Below are 17555 nucleotides of genomic sequence, written 5' to 3'. Positions count from 1 at the left end.
TTTAGTACACTTTTACTTTAAAATTTTCATTCATAACCAAAGTGTATCTAAAAAAAATAACAAAAATCTTGACCTGTGCAAATGTTTTTTACAAAATCAGAGAACTCGCTAATCCAATCACTCCACCAAAAACACCACCCCATACTACAAGCCAGTCAAGATGTTTTTTGATTAAGTCTTGTACAATCTCTTTTACAATCTGCGGTGTCAGCTCATTTAATCTCTCATCTATAATTCCCTCTACAGAAGTAATTAGATCATCACTTAACGATGAGTCTTTTAGATGCTCTTGCAAAGTCTTATCGAAACTCTCGGATGAAGTTATTTTAAGCACTGCACTTTTTAATTTCTCGGTAAAGGGTTCTTTTAATCCTTCGAGTGCTTTTTCACCTCCGAACATACCGAGCATACCGCCAAATGATGATTCCATAACCGTTTTCGTAAGGGCATCGTATGCAGGAGAAAAGTCTGTTTTTTCTATTATCGGAGTTAAGTCAATCTTTTTTTCCTCTTTTGCAAAGAAGTTTTGTAGTTGTTCTTTTGTAAAAAATTGATTCATCATAAGTGTTTTTATAGATGCTTTAAAAGATTCAAATCTGTTTGGTATTACACCTGAACCGTAAAGCATAGGCACTTTTTCAAAAAGCATATGTATAGCCAGCTGATTTGTAAGAGCACCCGAGAGAGCAAAAAGACCTGCATATAAAAAATACTTTGCTATATCTGCATCTATAAGTAAAGATATGGCTACGAATAAGGCTGCTATAAAATTTGTTATAAAACTTTTCAAAAATATCTCCTAATTTAAAAGCAGAATTATACAAAAAAAGATACCATACGCAAAAGGAAGATATACAAATGAAACAGACAAGCTATGAACTATTTAAGTCTGCATCTATGGATGAGATATTAAACGCTATAGATGCAGAACTAAAAACAAGAAATGAGTCTCCGTTTTGGGTTGATAAAGTCGTTCCGTTTTCAAGAGCGGTTTTAAGTGTACTCGTAGTTCTTCGTGATGAGGACAGACTTTTTACGCCTGAGGGTAAAGATGTTGATGAACTTACTCCCGAACTGTTTTTATCATGGAGTGATTTTGTAAGTTTAAAATCACTTTTTTTCAAAGTAGAGGGTGTTGATTTAAATATTTTGGCAGAATATTTACATAGATATAATGTAAACCTTGAAAACGAAAATCTTGATTTTCCTATAGCAAACTATAATTTGCATCAGGGTGTAAGTAATGTTATAAAGTCTTTACTCTAATCCTAAGACTTTATAAAACAGTACGTATAAAAATCCCCATAACAAAAATACGCTAAGACCTATAGCACTAAAAACCAGTGCTATCCTTACGAGTAGATGAAAAGAAAATTTTAAAAATGTCATTTTTTATATGCCTCTATAGGTAAACCTTTAGCCTTAATATATACCATACCGCCAAGCAGGTTTATTACCTTATAGTTTAGTTCAGACGATAAAAACTCTGATAATATTTTTGTTCTGCTTCCGGTTCTGCAAATCAAAGCAAAAGGTTTTGTCGTATCTATCTTTTTATTTAGAGTATTTAAAAATTTAGGTATATCATATCTTGCTCTTTCATCAAAAAACATAATAGGTATAGCACCTTTAACTAGCCCTGTTTCAACCCACTCAGGTGGTGTCCTTATATCTATTATCGGGATTTTGGAATCTATAAGTTTTTGTGTAGGATATTCATTTTTTAGTTCTGCAAAAATAGATATGCTTAGTACAAATAAAAGAGTTATAATCTTTTTCAAAATCGTTTTCCTTATTTTTTTTGTATAATTGTATCAGAATATTTTTAAGGAATAAAATAATAAATGGCTTCAAAAAAAGCAATAGAAAATGCTAATAGATTAAGATATATAAGAGCACTTGAGAGATTTCATAAAAGTATCGTTTCTTATTTTTCAAATACCCCTAATTTAAGTAAAGAAAGTTATATAAAAAAGATAGATAACGCCTTAAAACTCTTAAACAGAGTAGAAGAAGTAGATATCTACAAGGGTGAGCTTCAGGACTTACAAAAACTGGTTAAAAAAATGATAACTTATAAAGAGAGTGAAGAAGATATAGAAAATATAAAAGATGAAATTTTACACAGCTCCAATCTTCTTGACAAAAGCAAAAATGCTAGACGTTATAAAAAAGACAAACATCAAAAGAGTAAGTTTAGTGACTGGGAATAGTCTCTTAGTTACCCTTTGCTTCTATTAGTATCTGATCTAGAAGTTTAAACAGTTCCTCACTTGCAATTTCCATACTCTCAAAATTAGAAATAATCTCATCTGCATTTTTAAGTGTAGTTTCATTTGCATTATCATCAATAAACTTAAGATTATTGTTTGCATTTTTGTGAACGGTAGCGTGTGGAGAAGACATTTTCGGGTATGAAGATGTTTTTTCAAATCTTCTTTTACCTTCATTGTTATACCATTTACCGAGTTCACATTCATCTGTACTAGAAGATGGAAGGACTTGTTTTAAGTTCATAATTGAGCTGTATGCACGGTATTTATATAAAATATGTTCAATCTTAGCAAGTACCACGAAAATTGAGTTTTCCATCTGGTAAGAATTATCAACTATTGTAGAAGAGTTTTCACTAAGTTCTACAAGGGTATTTTCAAATTCACCTATTTTTTGAGTTGAACCCTCAACGGTATCACGCATAGATTCTGAACTTACTTGAATCTCACTCATACCTTGTTGAAGTGATTTTATACTTATAGATATCTCACCCGTAGCTTTATGTGTACGTTCAGCCAGTTTTCTTACTTCATCTGCAACTACGGCAAAGCCGCGTCCGTGCTCACCTGCACGGGCAGCCTCTATAGCTGCATTTAATGCAAGCAGGTTCGTCTGGTCTGCAATATCGGTAATAAGCTCTATAACAGAGGTAATATTTTGAGTTTGAGTAGCAAGTTCGGAAATAGAGTGGTTGTTTGTACTTACCTGCTCATTTAATGTATTAAGTTCTTCAACAATCACTTCAATGTTTGTTCTTGAATCATCGGCAAGTTTTGAAGCTGATTTAGTAGCCACCGTAACGGTTTTTAAATCATCAATATTTGTTGCTAAATCTTTTTGGATAACGGTTAGAGATTCCGAAACTTGAGTTGAACTTTGACTAAGTTTAGAGTTGAACTCGTCACGTCTGCTTTTGTTGTGTTGGTTTTGCATAAAGTCTATACTTTTAGATACGTTATCTATGGCATGTATGAACTCTCCGCGTAAACCGTTTGAAGATATTTTAGTTGAAAAATCTCCTTTTGAAGCTTTTACTATAGAGTCGTTTATCTCATGTATAGTTGTAGATATTTGCTCCATTAGAGTTTTAAGTGCATATCCCATACGACCAAGCTCTGTTTTGTCATCTTTATTTACGTTGTTGATTTTAAAAGATATATTTCCATCCGCAGCGCGCGAGATTAGTTGTGAAAAATTTTCAATACCTTTAACGACATAGTTTCTTATTACGGTTGCCGTAAATAATATTATAACCGCAAAAATTAAGCCGAAAATCAGTGTTGAGAATTTAAACCAACTTAACTCTTTTGCTAAGTTGTTTGAATGTTTTGCCAACTCTTCTTGCTTGTATTTTACAAGTTTTTTAAATGAAGTTCTTGATTTATTTGCATATGGTGTAAGCTCTGTTTTGTATTTGTGGTAAAGCATATCTTTATTGTTTTTAATATCATCTTGATTTAATGACTTCATCATTTTCATAGATTGGTTTAAAAACAACATTGTCGAGTTCTTTGCTTCTTGTATCATGGTTAATGAGGTATCGTTTTTCATTATATTTTCAAGTTCGTTAAAACTGTTTTCTATAGATGCAACCGTTTTTGTAAGTTTTTCAATATCTTTCTCATAGTCCCCGCCTAAAAGGATGTCTCTTGAAGTCCTACTTATATAGTTTAGATTTTTTTCTATGCTCAGAGTATTTAGTGCACCTAGCATTGCGTTTTTATGTAGGTATGTGTATTGTGAATTTATCAAACTCATCGACCAAAAAACAAAAGCGGTAGATAATAAGATTGCCGCTGTTATGGAGATGATAAAGTAATTCATCTTAGATTTTATACTCATATTTTTTCCCATTTTTTTATCCTGAAGCAAAGTTGTTATACGAGTATATCATATATACTTATATTTTCAAGGCAAATAATGTAACAAATGTGATAAATTTCTCACATTTGTTACTTAAGTAAGAGAGCATAAATAACTTCATATCTAACAACATTTAAAAAGTTTAGATTTAAGGCGAACTTTGCTTTGCGATACTAGTATCGTTAAGTGAAGTTCAACGAAGAAAATGAATATTTTAAATGTTGCCCTTAGGGTGAAAATATAATATATAATCTATTTCGTTAAAAACCCTTGAAGCTACCAGTAGCTCCTTTGGATTTTTGCCTCATATCTCATACTTTCTATTTTCATTAGTTATGAAACTATTTATACTCTCTTACTTATTCTTTAATGAGCTAATTGCATCTTGAGCTATGTTTATAAAACTATCGGCTCCGGGAATATTTAATATAAGATTAGTACCGATGCCACCCCAGATTACAAAACCTGCCATTAGAAAAATCAAAACGGTACTTACATCTATAGGGAGTTTATTTTGTCTTGGATCGGTTGAGTAAAAATACATTACGGCAATTAGTTTAAAATAATAATATACCGAGATAAAAGCCGTAGTTATACCAAGTGCGGTTATGAAAATCTGTCCTGATTCTATAGAACTTGTAAAAATGTTAAACTTGCCTAAAAATCCTATGGTTGAAGGAAATCCTGCAAGCGAGAGCATAAATATACTCATTAAAAGAGCCATATAAGGACGTCTTTCTGCAAAACCTTTAAAATCATTGTATGTCAAATCAAATTGCTCCTGAGAGGATAAAAAACTGATAATACCAAATGCACCCACCGAACTGATGAAATAAGCTATCAGATAAAACATTAAAGATGATGCCGCCATCTGGGCACCTAGACCTATGGATGAGAGGGCTATAAGCATATATCCCGTATGTACTATGGATGAAGCTGCGAGCATCCTTTTAATGCGTTGTTGGCTTATGGCAAGGAGTGAACCGCCTATAAGTGTAGCTATAGTTACTGCTTGAAGTATCTCTATCCAAAATTCGTTGATTGGTGAAAAGCTTACCAAGTAGAGTCTTAATGCCAAAGCAAAAACGGAAATCTTAAACGTAGATGCCATAAACATCGTAATAGGCGAGGGTGCACCTTGATAAACATCTATAACCCATGAGTTAAAAGGTACAGCACCTATTTTAAACATTATAGTTATCATCATAAGTGTAGCACCGACTAGAAGCAAGTTCATCTCATCAATATTTGTGTTTTTAATATAGATAGTTATATCGCTAAACAAAGTTGAACCTACAGCCCCGTATATCAGAGCTACACCCAACATAAAGAGTGCACCTGCAAGTGAGCCTAGTATAATATACTTCATCATAGCTTCAGAAGATGCTTTTTTAAATTTATGATATCCAACAAGTGTATAGATGCTAAGTGTAGCAATCTCTAAAGCTATAAAAGAGCTTACAAGTTCATTTGAGTGAGAGAGCATCATCATTCCAAATACGCTAAAGAGGATTATTGCAAAATATTCTCCGTTAAAGTAGTTTTGTCTTTTAAAGTAATCTGTATTTATTAAAAGGGTTAAAATAGAACCTATAGTAAACATCAAATCAAAAAGTTTTGCAAACTTATCTATAATAAAAGTCTTTCCAAAGGCAGACTCAAACAGATATGTAGAATTTCCTTTATCAAAAGTATAAATCTGTAAAATTAGCGATAGAGATAAAAAGGCTACACTTATTATGTTGTATCTGTTTAATGATAGATTATCCCTACTTATAATCATAAGTACAAATGCCCCTATAATCATTACTGCCATAGGTGATGCGTAAAGTAAATCTCTCATTATTTTATCCCCGTTAGTAGTGGAGTTATACCGTCTAAAGATTGTAAAATATACGGCTCGATATACGGCGTAAAAAGTGAAGGTGCTATACCCGTTAGCAGTAACATTATTACAAGCGGAGTCAGCATCAACAACTCTTTAGAGTTTAAATCATCTGCAGCCGTATCTTTTATATAAATATTTACACTGCCAAAGAGTGTGCGTTGTAGCATCCAAAAGATATAAAGCATTGCAAGCAGTACACTTGTTGCACTTAAGATGCCTATTGTGAAATGATGTTTAAATGCCCCGAGTATTATAAGCAGTTCCGCTACAAATCCGCCCGTACCCGGAAGTCCCGCAATGCTAAGGGCAAAAAATGCAAAGAAAAAGGTAAATCTTGGAAGTCTCTGGGCTATACCTCCAAGGTCTGAGATGTTTATGGTTTTAAACCTTTTGTAAGTAAGTCCAATCATTAAAAATATACCTGCAGATGCAAGTGCGTGTGTAGCAATAAAATATAAACTACCGCTCCATGCATAAGAGTTTGAGAGTATTACCCCAAGTGCTATAAGTGATAAGTGACTCCCAGATGCATATGCAAACATTCTTCTTAGATTGTCTTCGGTGACTGCCTTTATAGCATAATATATCATACCGATAATTGCAATGAAGATTATATAAGGTTTGTAATATATAAGTACCTCTTCAAAAAGCGAATAGCCAAAACGCCAAATACCGTAAGCTCCAAGTTTTGCCATAATGGCTGATAGTATTATAACGGCAGGCGTAGGGCTTGATGCATATGCAGGAGCCATCCAGGTATGAAAGCCAAGCAGTGGTATTTTTATAGCAAAAGCGAGTAAAAAACCCGCAGCCAGCCAAGAGGTAGTAGTGACACTTAGAGAAAGTTCAGATAAGTCGTTTAGGTTAAAACTCCAAACACCGAAAGTTTCAAAATATATATGACCTAGATAAAGAATGGAAAAAAGCATACTCATCGAGCCTAAAATCGTCATAAGCAGTATTTTCATTGCATTATACTGATGCATACTGTTTCCGTACTTTCCAATCATAATAAATATTGGTAAAAGCATGGTCTCCCAAAATAGATAAAACAAAATCAGATCGAGTGATAAAATAGCACCGCTGACACCTGTTTGGAGTAGCATCATGTTGTACCAGTAACCTTTTCTTGATTCTGTGTGCATGTATATATACAAAGGCGGCATCAGAAGTGTTACTATTGAAAGAAGTACAAAACTCAGTGCATCTAAACCTACATGGTATGAAAAACCTGCTGAACTGATCCAAGGTAGTGTCCTGCTAAATTGCATCATCTCATTTGGATTAAAATTAATAGATAGATATAGTGTTAAAAAAAACACGATTACGGATGAGAGTATAGCTCCGATTTTTAGACTTCTGATATCGGCTCTGATAGCACCGAGAATTATAGCTGCAATTACAGGTGTAAAAATTATATATGTAAGTATATTTTCCATATTACACCCCCAGCTTTATAATAAGATATAGACAAATCGCAGATATACCCAGAAGCATATAAAGGGCATAGTATCTGACCAATCCGTTTTGTAGTTTAGAAAATATAAATCCGCTTGATCGGTAAAGCCATACGTTTAATCTGATAAAACCGTCAAATCCCTTTGGCTCTAGTATGTTTGTGCTGATTTTGCTTAGTTTTAGTATAGATTTTAAAATAAAAAATTCATAAATTTCATCTATGTAAAACTTGTTTATAACTAACTTTTTAAGCATAGTGTTTGCTTTAGTCTCTTTTGCATCTAGAGCGTAGAGTTTGTAAGCTGCGGCCATACCAACAATGGCTAGTACGACATTTAAAAGTTCCAACATTATCTCATGAGAGTGTTCCAAGTCTGTAGTGATATTTGTAATATTTAAAAACTCGGAGAAGCTGTTTTGTATAAAGCCCGCAAATGTAGCTCCAAGTGCTAAAATAACTAAAGGTATAGTCATTGAAGAACTTAGAGGTTTTAAAGTAGTGGTATTTTCTTTTGAATGAAACACGACAAATAAAAGCCTGAACATATAGTACGACGTTAACGCGGCAGTCAAAGATGCCAAAATCCAGATGCCCGTATATCCTGATGCGAAAGCCGAGACTAATATCGCATCTTTAGAGAAAAAACCTGCAAAAGGCGGAATACCGCTTATAGCTAAAGTCGCTATAAACATAGTAATATATACAAGTTTTAAATCCTTTTTCAGTCCGCCCATTTTAAAGATATTTTGTTCATGATGCATAGCAATTATAACAGCTCCTGCACCCATAAACAAAAGAGCTTTAAAAAATGCGTGTGTAAATACGTGAAAAATACCTTCATCGTAAAACCCAAGCCCTACTGCTATAAACATATACCCAAGCTGACTCATAGTCGAGTAAGCAAGTATCTTTTTTATATCGCTTTGATATGAAGCTATGATAGCTGCAAAAAGTGCTGAAACCACTCCGATAGATGCTATAAACTCACCGATATTAGGGATAAGCTCATATATAAAACTAAACCTTGCCACCATATATACACCCGCAGTTACCATTGTAGCGGCATGTATTAAAGCTGAAACGGGAGTAGGGCCTGCCATAGCATCCGGTAGCCAGACATATAGAGGAATCTGTGCAGATTTACCCATAGCCCCGACAAATAACAAGACACCGATAATTGCCAGTAAATTATAATCTACCATTGAAATATTAGATTTTATATCTAAAAATGTAAACCCGTTTGTTCCAGCTGCTAAAAACAGTAAAAGGATACCCATAATAAAGCCAAAATCACCTACACGGTTTAGTATAAAAGCTTTGTTTGCAGCTTTTATATTTGCACCATCTGTGTGGTAGTATCCAATAAGCAGATATGAACTAAGCCCGACTAACTCCCAACCTATAAACATGATTATAGGAGTGTTTGCAAGTACAAGTAAAAGCATACTTCCCATAAAAAGGTTAAAGTATGCAAAGAACTTTCCAAAGCCTGCATCGCCACGCATATATCCGCTTGCATATATATGGATTAAAAGTCCTATAGAACTTATAAAACCAATCATAATCGCAGATAGTGCATCTGCGCTAAAAGCTAAAGGGATGATAAACCCATCTATACTTATCCAGTTAAACAGCGTGGTATTTATACTCTCACCGCTAGAGATTACCCGATATAAACTTAGCAATGAAAGCACACTTACAACAAAGATTGAACCCACACCGATAAAACTATACAGCATCTCTCTTTGTTTTGAAGGCTTAGATAGATATATTAAAGCTAAAATAAATGCCGATAAAAAAGGAATAATAACAATAAAACTTAGCATTATTTAACTCCTCTTTGAGCGAGATCTTTAAAGTCATCGCTGTCAACCGAGCGTCTTAGTCTGTTGAGGTGGATTATGATAGCTAAAAACAGAGCAGCTTCAGCTGCAATAACAGCTATCATAATAAGTGCCATAACACTCCCGCTTGGGTCGTTCGAGAGTTTTGAGAGTGTAGCGAGTATAAGATTAATGGAGCTTAGCATCAGCTCAATTGAGAGATATACTACAAAAAGATTTCTTCTGCTTACAATACCCACCAGACCAATAGAAAACAGCACGGATGCTAAAAGGAAAAACATATTGGGATTCATGAGTTCTCCTTTTTTGCAATCACTATAGCACCTATCATTGCGGTTAAAAGCAGTATAGATACAACTTCAAAAGGAAGTACCCATGAGTTAAAAAGCTCTTGTCCTATATCTTTTGAGTTAAAAGAGTTCTGCGTAAAATCTTTTGCTATGCTTGATAGTGTTTTGTATATTAAGTATGTAAAGGGCAAAACTATAATCGAACTTAGAGTTATCCACTTGTATTTATCGGGCTCGTTTGGAAGGTTTTTGTTTTTTGCATTAATTGTTAAAACACTTAACATACTTAAAACGACAACCGCACCTACAGAGACCATGATTTGTGCCAGTGCCAAAAATCTATTGTCAAGTAGTGCAAACATTCCTCCAAAACCAATCATAACTATCAAAAATCCAAAAATGCTAAATACACTTTGTTTATTTGTAATAATGGCAATAGAACCGCCCAACATAAAAAGGCTTAGAATTGAAAATAAACTAATTTCTAGCACAACTCTTCTCCTCTCCAAATGCACCTTTGTGACTCAAAAGTCGCTCTTTATCCAGTACAAAATCTTCTCTTTTTACACCTGTTAAAGAAAAGATTCCCGTATCCATACGTATAGCATCGCAAGGACAGGCCTCGACACAATAACCACAGAAGATGCACTCTAATGTATCTATTGAAAACTTTTTAGGCATCTTTTCATCCTTACCGTCCTCACGCTCTGTAGCTTCTATAAATATACAATCAGCCGGACAAGCCGTAGCACACATAAAACAAGCTACACATGCTATGGTGTCGTCTGAACGATGGGTCAGGCGATGTAAGCCTCGGTATCGCTCTGTTATATCGCGAGGCTGTTCCTCTGGGTATTCCAAAGTATCAACTGCATTTGAATCATTTAAGTTTGTAAAGAAGTGTTTAAAGGTAACTTTACATCCTTCATAAATCGCAGGAAGATATAGTTTGTCTTTAAAGCTCTTGCCGTATCTTGGAGTAGTTATAATATTTTTACTCATGAGTTAACTCCTACAACTACTATAGCCGTGATAAAAAGGTTAAACAGTGAAAGCGGTAAAAGATAATACCATCCGAGTGTTTGAACCTGATCGTATCTAAATCTAGGAAGTGTCCAACGGATAAGGATAAAAAACATATTAAATGCCATAAGCTTAATTACAAATACCATAATTTGAAGCAGGGTAACTGCTATCTGTGTAGCTAAAGCATTTGGAGAAAGTGCCAAATAAAGCAGTATAACATCTACTATAACAGCCATTGCTACTAAAAATATACTTATAACTTTAGTTTCGTAAGCTCTTCCGCTATCGGTACTTACACTTGGTCTTACACGGTTGTTTCTTCTCATAAACCTTATCATCCACCAAACAAAAACAGGTACAACTATCATAAGTGTATATGCAAAATAGTTAAAATTTTCAAGCAGCATCTGTGTTGATACATATGGAAGTTGGTAACCGCCGAACACCATAGTTATAATTACGGCACTTGCCGTGTTCATAGCTACATACTCACCCATAAAATACATTGCAAATTTCATAGCCGAATATTCGGTCATAAATCCTGCTACTATCTCACTCTCACCCTCAGCTACAGTAAAAGGGTTACGGTTGGTCTCTGCAAAAAGGGCTACTATAAGTATGACAGATGCCAAAGGCTGAATCAAAATCCCCCATGCAGGTAAAAAGATAAAAAAAGTATCGCTTTGAAACTCGACCATAGCATTAAAATCAACACTGTTATAAGTGATTATAAAAGAGATTATCGCAAGTCCAAGCGGAAGCTCATAACTTACTACCATAGATGCAGCACGCATAGCTCCTAAGAGTGAATACTTATTGTGTGATAGCCAGCCGCCAAATATTACACCTATAACCCCAACTGCACCGATAGCCAAATACCAAAATACCCCAAACTCAACCGGAATCGGCTGCATCCTTAAAGCCTCACCGTCTATAACAAGGGTGTCAGCAAAAGGTATAACCATAAAAGCGAGTAGTGCAGCACTGAAAGTTATGATAGGTGCTAACATAAAAAGCCATTTTCCCATCTTTATATGACTTGGATAATACTCCTCTTTAATCAGCAGTTTTACAACATCCGCAAAACTCTGAATTACACCGCCTAAACGAAAACCAAATATATTTGTGCGGTTTGGTCCGAGTCTATCTTGCACAAGACCTGCAGTCCTTCGTTCTAACCAAACTAAAACAGGGATGGTTAAAAGTGCCAAAAGCGCACCGAGAACAAAAGCTATAATAGCTACAATTATAGATGCCATACTCATAACTCTAAGCTCCTAAACCACTCTTTTAGTGTAGGGGCAGGATTATTCGGAGAGAGGGCTTTTGCTATATATTGTGTTACACCGTCTATATTTGTAAAACTTCCGCTGTTTTCAACATATAAAGCTATCGGGATAGTCAGTAATGCATCAAGCTCATTTGTATGGGTTTGAAAACTTATAATTTTTTTTGCATCTGCATCTATAACAGATGGGTGGTTAAAGTTTATAAGTAAGTCAACATCTTTTGGCATCTCATCTTTTATATTTAGGTTTTGTATAGTTTTTATATTTGCCGTCTTGTATTTTGAGCGAAGCATATCATCTTCAAAATCTTCATTTATGTAGATATCCTGCGGAGAGTAAAGATTTGCATCAACTCTTTGAGCAAATTCTTGAATAAGTTCTATCTCTTCGTTAAAAAGCGAAGCCCCAACTAAAATCGCTATATTTTCAGCATTTTTTAGTGCATCGTTTATAATCTCTTTTTCATCTTTGTAAGCTGAAAATTTTTCTCTGTTTTGAAGCAGATCTTTGTATGATAATCTACCCTCATCACACATAAAAAAGCCGTTTACCTCTTCATTTCTTCTAGGTCGAAAACGGTATATCTGCTCATCTTCATATTTTAGTTTGTTATGGTCTAGGTAGATGCTGCAGTTTTTGGCACAATTGGTACAAACAGACTCGCTTGACTGTAAAAACCAAACACGCTGTTTAAATCTAAAGTCTTTATTTGTAAGTGCTCCGACTGGACACAAATCAACTACATTCATGGCATATGGATTATCCAGTTTTCGTCCAGGCATTGTTGTTATATGAGCTTGGTCTCCGCGTCCAACGATACCGAGTTCGTGGGTGTGTGTAACTTGAGCGGTAAAACGGGTACATCTTGCACAAAGTACACAACGCTCTTGATCAAGCATTACGTTTGAACCTAAATCAATATGTTTGCGTAAAAGTACCTTTTCAAGTCCGTGCATATGTGATTCGTGAAGTCCATAGTCCATATAAAACTCTTGTAAAGAACACTCACCCGCCTGATCACAAACAGGGCAGTCAACAGGGTGGTTTATAAGTTCAAGCTCTAGTATATCTTTACGAATCTTTTGAATCGGCAGTTTTTCACCCTGAGAGTGAACTACCATTCCATCTTTTACAGGTGTATCGCAGGCAATTTGAGGTCTTTTTTGCCCCTCTATCTCAACCATACACATACGACAGTTCCCATCAGCCCCAAGTGATTCATGGTAACAAAAATAGGGGACTTTTATCTCCTCTTTTATAAGCAAATCTATAAGAAGCGAGCCTTCTTGTACTTCATATGTTTTATTATCAACCGTGATTTTTACTTGGCTCATTTTATATCCTCGGTTGAATTATTGTTATAAGCTTCAAACTCATTTCGAAACTTTTTTATAAATGAATTTATCACACAACTTACAGCAGGAGCAAATACACATATGGTCTTGCCGTTCATCGTATCTGAAATCTCAAGAAGCTTATCGATATCTTCGCTATTTGCCTTTCCATCTAATATTTTTGCTACGAGCTTTTCACTCCAGCCCGTACCTTCACGACAAGGTGTGCATTGTCCGCAAGATTCTTCATGGTAAAACTCCAAAAGATTTTTAAGGGCTTCAACCATATTTGTATCTTCATCCATAACAATCATTCCGCCCGTACCTAATGAACTTCCCATCTCACGCATCGATTCATAATCAAGTTTTGCATTTAAAACCTCACCCGCGGTTAATACATCGGTTGATGCACCTCCTGGAATTACCGCTTTTAGTTTTTTGTCATTTTTTATACCGCCGCCGAAATGTTGTATATAATCCCACATAGAGATTCCAAACTCAGCCTCATACACTCCGCGGTTTTTTACATGACCGCTCATTGCAAAAAGCATAGTACCCGGAGACTTTTGGGTTCCAAATTTGCGATATGCTTCTGCACCGTGTTCTATTATATACGGCACGGATGCAATGGTTTCTACATTGTTTACAAGGGTAGGGTTGCCAAAATACCACTCACACTCTTTTTGCTTTGGTTTTAGTCTAGGATGTCCTCGTTTACCTTCCATAGATTCCAAAAGTGCAGACTTTTCACCGCATATATATGCACCAGCACCCCTGTGGATAGTAATGTCACACTCTTTTAAAAGTCCGTCTTCATATGCTTCATCAATAGCAGCTTGGAGTATATCTTGAAACTGCTTGTACTCTCCGCGAATATAGATGTAGGCATGTTTTGCTTTTATGGCTCTACAGGTTATTAAGATGCCCTCTATCAACAGATGCGGGTCTTTTGAGATTATTTGTCTGTCTTTAAAAGTTCCGGGTTCACTCTCATCACAATTAATAGCTAAAAAGCTAGGCTTGTCGCTATCTTGTGGCATCAAAAGCCATTTGTCACCCGCAGGTGCACCGCCTCCGCCTTTTCCTCTGAGTCCGCTTTGTTTTATAATATCTATTATCTCCAAAGGCTCTAACTTATAAGCACGTTTTAGTGCATCTGTATAGATGCCGTTTGCTTTTGCAACCTCTATTTTAAAAGAGTCTTTTATATCAAAACGCTTAGAAACAAGTCTTGCATCTCTCATGATAACTCCTTTAAAATCTCATCGACTTTTGTCGGTGTCAGTTCTTCGTAGTATATATCTTCTATTTGCATCACTGGAGATGTACCGCAAGAACCAAGACACTCTACGTGTTCTATCTCTACATCTTTGGTTTTTAGATGCTCTAAAATCTCATCACTTCCACAAAGTTTGCAAGATAAGGTTTTACAAACAGATACTAAAAGTTTCTTTGGTTTTTCAAGTTTAAACATTGTATAAAATGTTGCAACCCTGTAAACTTCCATAGGTGGAATCGTAGTTATTTTTGATATTTCATCTATAGCATCTAGTGATATAAACCCATCTTGATATTGTGCCATCCAAAGCAGGGGAAGATTAAGTGCTTCGACAGAAGGATAGCGTTTTTTTAATTCTTCTATTTGTTTTAAATTTTCATCGCTAAAGGTAAAACTCATCTATCCATTTCTCCCGCTATAATATTTAAACTACCAAGTGTGAGTATGGCATCTGCAACCTGATAATCTTGGATAATCTCAGGGTATGATGCCATATGATAAAAGCTAGGCGGTCTTACTTTTACTTTATAGGGCGTTCCGCTGCCATCACTCACTACATAAAAACCAAGTTCGCCGTTTGCAGCTTCATAAGCTCCATAATACTCACCCGCAGGCACTTTTACACCCTCAATTGTGAGCATAAACTGATTCATCATCCCCTCAATCGAGCCATATACACAACTCTTTGGCGGAAGAATTATACTTCTGTCGTTTACACATATATCACCCTCAGGAAGCTCTTTAACGGCTTGGCGGATTATGCGCATAGACTGGTTTATCTCCTCTATACGCACCATCATCCTATCATATGTGTCTCCGACACTTCCCACTACCATATCAAAATCAAAACTGTCGTAAAAATCATAAGGTTTTGCAAAACGCAGATCATAAGCTACTCCGCTAGCTCGTAAATTTGGTCCGCTCCATCCGTAGCTTATTGCATCTTGTGCACTTACGGGTGAGATATCTTGCAGTCTGTCGTTAAAGATGCGGTTATGCTCTATCATCTTTCTTGACTCGCTTATGCCGTAGTCAATCTTTTTAAGTACATCTTCGAGATCATCCTGCCAGCCATCATACAAATCATGTGTCATACCGCCGATGCGCATAAAGGAGTTGGTAAGTCTCGCACCTGTCAGCTTGGATAAAAAGTCATATGCATCGTTACGAGGATTAAAAAAGTACCAGTAGTTAGTTTGTCCGCCCATATCTAAAAGACCCGCTGCCAAACATACAAGATGATCTATTGCACGTGAGAGTTCTGAGAGTATTACACGTATAAATACTCCACGCTCAGGCAGAGTTACGCCTAACATATCCTCGACCGTTTTTGAAAAAGCTATGTTGTTCATAAGGGCTGAACAGTAGTTTAGTCTGTCCGTGTAAGGGATGATTTGGTTATATGTATGGTTCTCGCAACTTTTCTCAAAACCGCGGTGCAAATATCCTATCTCACTTACACCTGCTACTATTTTCTCTCCGTCAAGTGCCGCCAAACTTCTTATAGTCCCGTGAGTTGCAGGGTGTGATGGTCCGATATTTACCACCATCAAATCATCCTCATCCATATCAAGGTTTTTTGCATCCAGTACGGGTTTTAACTCGTCCATCAAGTCTTGTGCTTTTGTGCAGTAGTGGGCATCTCTTATGTCGTAATCTTTTCTTAGCGGATGCCCTACAAACTCTTCATGGTTTAGAATACGTTTTAGTAGTGGATGAGTAGAGAAGTTTATGCCGTATTGGTCATACACTTCACGCTCAGCCCATGAAGCCGACTTAAATAAATCACTTATACTTTTAACACCGATTGTTTCATCTTTTACATAAACTTTAAAATATTTAACGTCTTTAAACTCAGAGTGTCTTAGTATATATATCAGCTCAAATCTTGTGGGTGCTTTTGATTTTCTTGTGAGATTATCAACTGCAGTAATGTCTAGTAAAAGAGTAAAACCCTTGTTATCTCTGGCATCTAAGATAGTATTGTATAGATTATCTGCTTCTACTATCTCAAACGTCATCTAGTTTACCTTTGTAATCAGTATGTTTTACACTAAAACTCTCTTCACGTTTTAGTTTTCTTTGTATGTCAAGTACTGCATCTATAAGAGCTTCGGGACGTGGAGGGCAGCCTGCTATATATACATCCACAGGTACTATCTCATCTATACCTTGAAGGGTGGTGTAGTTGTCGTAAAATCCGCCCGTAGATGCACAAGCACCCATGGCTACTACCCATTTTGGTTCGGGCATCTGATCATATATTTGTTTTAGTATGGGTGCTTGTTTATGGCTAACCGTACCCGCTACCACAAGCAGGTCAGCATGACGTGGAGAAAAACGCAGAACTTCAGCCCCAAAACGGCTTATATCGTAACGGCTTGCAGCCGTTGCCATAAACTCTATGGCACAACAGGCAGTTCCAAACACAAAAGGCCATAAAGAAGCTTCACGTCCCCAGTTAACTACAGCATCTATCTTTGTAGTAACTATTGCATCATCGAGTAGATGAGTATTACTTAAATCCATTTGAGCACCTTAGATTTATAAACATACACGAGCCCGCCTATTAGCAGACCTATAAAGACAAACATCTCTATAACTCCAAACATTCCAAGCTCTCTTAGGTTTAATGCCCATGGAAACATAAACAATACTTCAACATCAAATATTAAAAAGATAATTCCTACTAAAAAGAATTTTACGTTAAATCTATCATTTGCATCTTTATGGGTAGCTCTTATTCCACCTTCAAAAGGCTCGTTTTTACGTTTATTGTCACTATGAGTCCCCAAGTATTTGGTAAGATGAAACAAAAGTGGAAGTAAAATTACCAAGACAGCTACCATTAAAGAAGATAAAACAAGATTGCTTTGCATTTGTATTAAATAACCTTTTTGAATGTATCTTAGCATATTGTGGTATATCTTTTGTTATAGAGGGCTTAAAGTTTAAAAAGATTTAATTTTGTTTTTTTTCTAAGATTATTATTGTAGAATTACAAAATAT

18 protein-coding genes are annotated in these 17555 nt (G+C 35.7%); 2 read left to right on the top strand and 16 right to left on the bottom strand.

What is annotated here, in order from left to right; translation table 11 throughout:
• Positions 1–88: 88 nt before the first annotated feature.
• Positions 89–790, bottom strand: coding sequence for a DUF445 domain-containing protein (locus tag FJR48_RS07425; protein WP_241856032.1), 702 nt, complete (start codon positions 788–790; stop codon positions 89–91).
• Positions 791–858: 68 nt separating this feature from the next.
• On the opposite strand from FJR48_RS07425, the gene FJR48_RS07420 reads away from it, so the two are divergent.
• On the top strand, positions 859–1266 hold the full coding sequence (locus FJR48_RS07420; protein ID WP_152307519.1) for a hypothetical protein: 408 nt from the start codon (positions 859–861) through the stop codon (positions 1264–1266).
• Positions 1267–1385: 119 nt separating this feature from the next.
• Here the strand turns inward: FJR48_RS07420 and FJR48_RS07415 are convergent, their stop codons facing one another.
• Positions 1386–1781 (bottom strand): rhodanese-like domain-containing protein, encoded by a 396-nt coding sequence (locus FJR48_RS07415; protein WP_152307517.1) that lies wholly within the window; start codon positions 1779–1781, stop codon positions 1386–1388.
• Between the two features lie 63 nt (positions 1782–1844).
• On the opposite strand from FJR48_RS07415, the gene FJR48_RS07410 reads away from it, so the two are divergent.
• Complete coding sequence (locus FJR48_RS07410; protein ID WP_152307516.1) at positions 1845–2213, top strand: hypothetical protein; 369 nt, start codon at positions 1845–1847, stop codon at positions 2211–2213.
• Positions 2214–2217: 4 nt separating this feature from the next.
• Here the strand turns inward: FJR48_RS07410 and FJR48_RS07405 are convergent, their stop codons facing one another.
• The 14 genes from FJR48_RS07405 to FJR48_RS07340 form a co-directional block, all read right to left on the bottom strand.
• Positions 2218–4116, bottom strand: coding sequence for a methyl-accepting chemotaxis protein (locus FJR48_RS07405; RefSeq protein ID WP_241856031.1), 1899 nt, complete (start codon positions 4114–4116; stop codon positions 2218–2220).
• A gap of 376 nt (positions 4117–4492) precedes the next feature.
• Positions 4493–5980, bottom strand: coding sequence for an NADH-quinone oxidoreductase subunit N (locus tag FJR48_RS07400; protein ID WP_152307513.1), 1488 nt, complete (start codon positions 5978–5980; stop codon positions 4493–4495).
• Entirely contained in the window at positions 5980–7464 is a 1485-nt protein-coding gene (locus FJR48_RS07395) for a complex I subunit 4 family protein (protein ID WP_152307511.1), read from the bottom strand. The genes FJR48_RS07400 and FJR48_RS07395 overlap by 1 nt, the downstream gene beginning before the upstream one ends.
• Position 7465: 1 nt before the next feature.
• Positions 7466–9310, bottom strand: coding sequence for an NADH-quinone oxidoreductase subunit L (nuoL, locus tag FJR48_RS07390; protein ID WP_152307510.1), 1845 nt, complete (start codon positions 9308–9310; stop codon positions 7466–7468).
• Positions 9310–9621 (bottom strand): NADH-quinone oxidoreductase subunit NuoK, encoded by a 312-nt coding sequence (gene nuoK, locus FJR48_RS07385; protein ID WP_152307509.1) that lies wholly within the window; start codon positions 9619–9621, stop codon positions 9310–9312. Before nuoK ends, nuoL begins: the two co-directional genes overlap by 1 nt.
• Positions 9618–10109 (bottom strand): NADH-quinone oxidoreductase subunit J family protein, encoded by a 492-nt coding sequence (locus FJR48_RS07380; protein ID WP_152307508.1) that lies wholly within the window; start codon positions 10107–10109, stop codon positions 9618–9620. The genes nuoK and FJR48_RS07380 overlap by 4 nt, the downstream gene beginning before the upstream one ends.
• Positions 10096–10620 carry a NuoI/complex I 23 kDa subunit family protein gene (locus FJR48_RS07375; RefSeq protein WP_152307507.1) on the bottom strand — a complete coding sequence of 175 codons (525 nt, stop codon included), beginning with the start codon at positions 10618–10620 and terminating at the stop codon, positions 10096–10098. Before FJR48_RS07375 ends, FJR48_RS07380 begins: the two co-directional genes overlap by 14 nt.
• The gene (locus FJR48_RS07370) at positions 10617–11909 is read right to left on the bottom strand and encodes a complex I subunit 1/NuoH family protein (protein ID WP_152307506.1); all 1293 of its coding nucleotides are present in this window, start codon (positions 11907–11909) and stop codon (positions 10617–10619) included. The genes FJR48_RS07375 and FJR48_RS07370 overlap by 4 nt, the downstream gene beginning before the upstream one ends.
• On the bottom strand, positions 11906–13267 hold the full coding sequence (locus FJR48_RS07365) for an NADH-quinone oxidoreductase subunit G (RefSeq protein ID WP_152307505.1): 1362 nt from the start codon (positions 13265–13267) through the stop codon (positions 11906–11908). Before FJR48_RS07365 ends, FJR48_RS07370 begins: the two co-directional genes overlap by 4 nt.
• Positions 13264–14511, bottom strand: a complete 1248-nt coding sequence (gene nuoF / locus FJR48_RS07360) for an NADH-quinone oxidoreductase subunit NuoF (RefSeq protein WP_152307504.1) — start codon at positions 14509–14511, stop codon at positions 13264–13266. Before nuoF ends, FJR48_RS07365 begins: the two co-directional genes overlap by 4 nt.
• A complete protein-coding gene (locus FJR48_RS07355; RefSeq protein WP_152307503.1) occupies positions 14508–14945 on the bottom strand; it encodes an NADH-quinone oxidoreductase subunit NuoE family protein in 438 nt (145 codons plus the stop codon). The genes nuoF and FJR48_RS07355 overlap by 4 nt, the downstream gene beginning before the upstream one ends.
• Positions 14942–16567, bottom strand: coding sequence for an NADH-quinone oxidoreductase subunit D (locus FJR48_RS07350; RefSeq protein ID WP_152307502.1), 1626 nt, complete (start codon positions 16565–16567; stop codon positions 14942–14944). The genes FJR48_RS07355 and FJR48_RS07350 overlap by 4 nt, the downstream gene beginning before the upstream one ends.
• Entirely contained in the window at positions 16557–17075 is a 519-nt protein-coding gene (locus tag FJR48_RS07345; protein WP_152307501.1) for an NADH-quinone oxidoreductase subunit B, read from the bottom strand. Before FJR48_RS07345 ends, FJR48_RS07350 begins: the two co-directional genes overlap by 11 nt.
• Positions 17066–17425: an NADH-quinone oxidoreductase subunit A gene (locus FJR48_RS07340; RefSeq protein ID WP_152307500.1), complete on the bottom strand. Its 360-nt coding sequence runs from the start codon at positions 17423–17425 to the stop codon at positions 17066–17068. The genes FJR48_RS07345 and FJR48_RS07340 overlap by 10 nt, the downstream gene beginning before the upstream one ends.
• Between the last annotated feature and the right edge of the window lie 130 nt (positions 17426–17555).

Origin of the sequence: Sulfurimonas lithotrophica, assembly GCF_009258225.1 — a bacterium.
GTDB lineage: Bacteria > Campylobacterota > Campylobacteria > Campylobacterales > Sulfurimonadaceae > Sulfurimonas > Sulfurimonas lithotrophica.
This window is presented reverse-complemented; position numbering and strand designations above follow the sequence as displayed.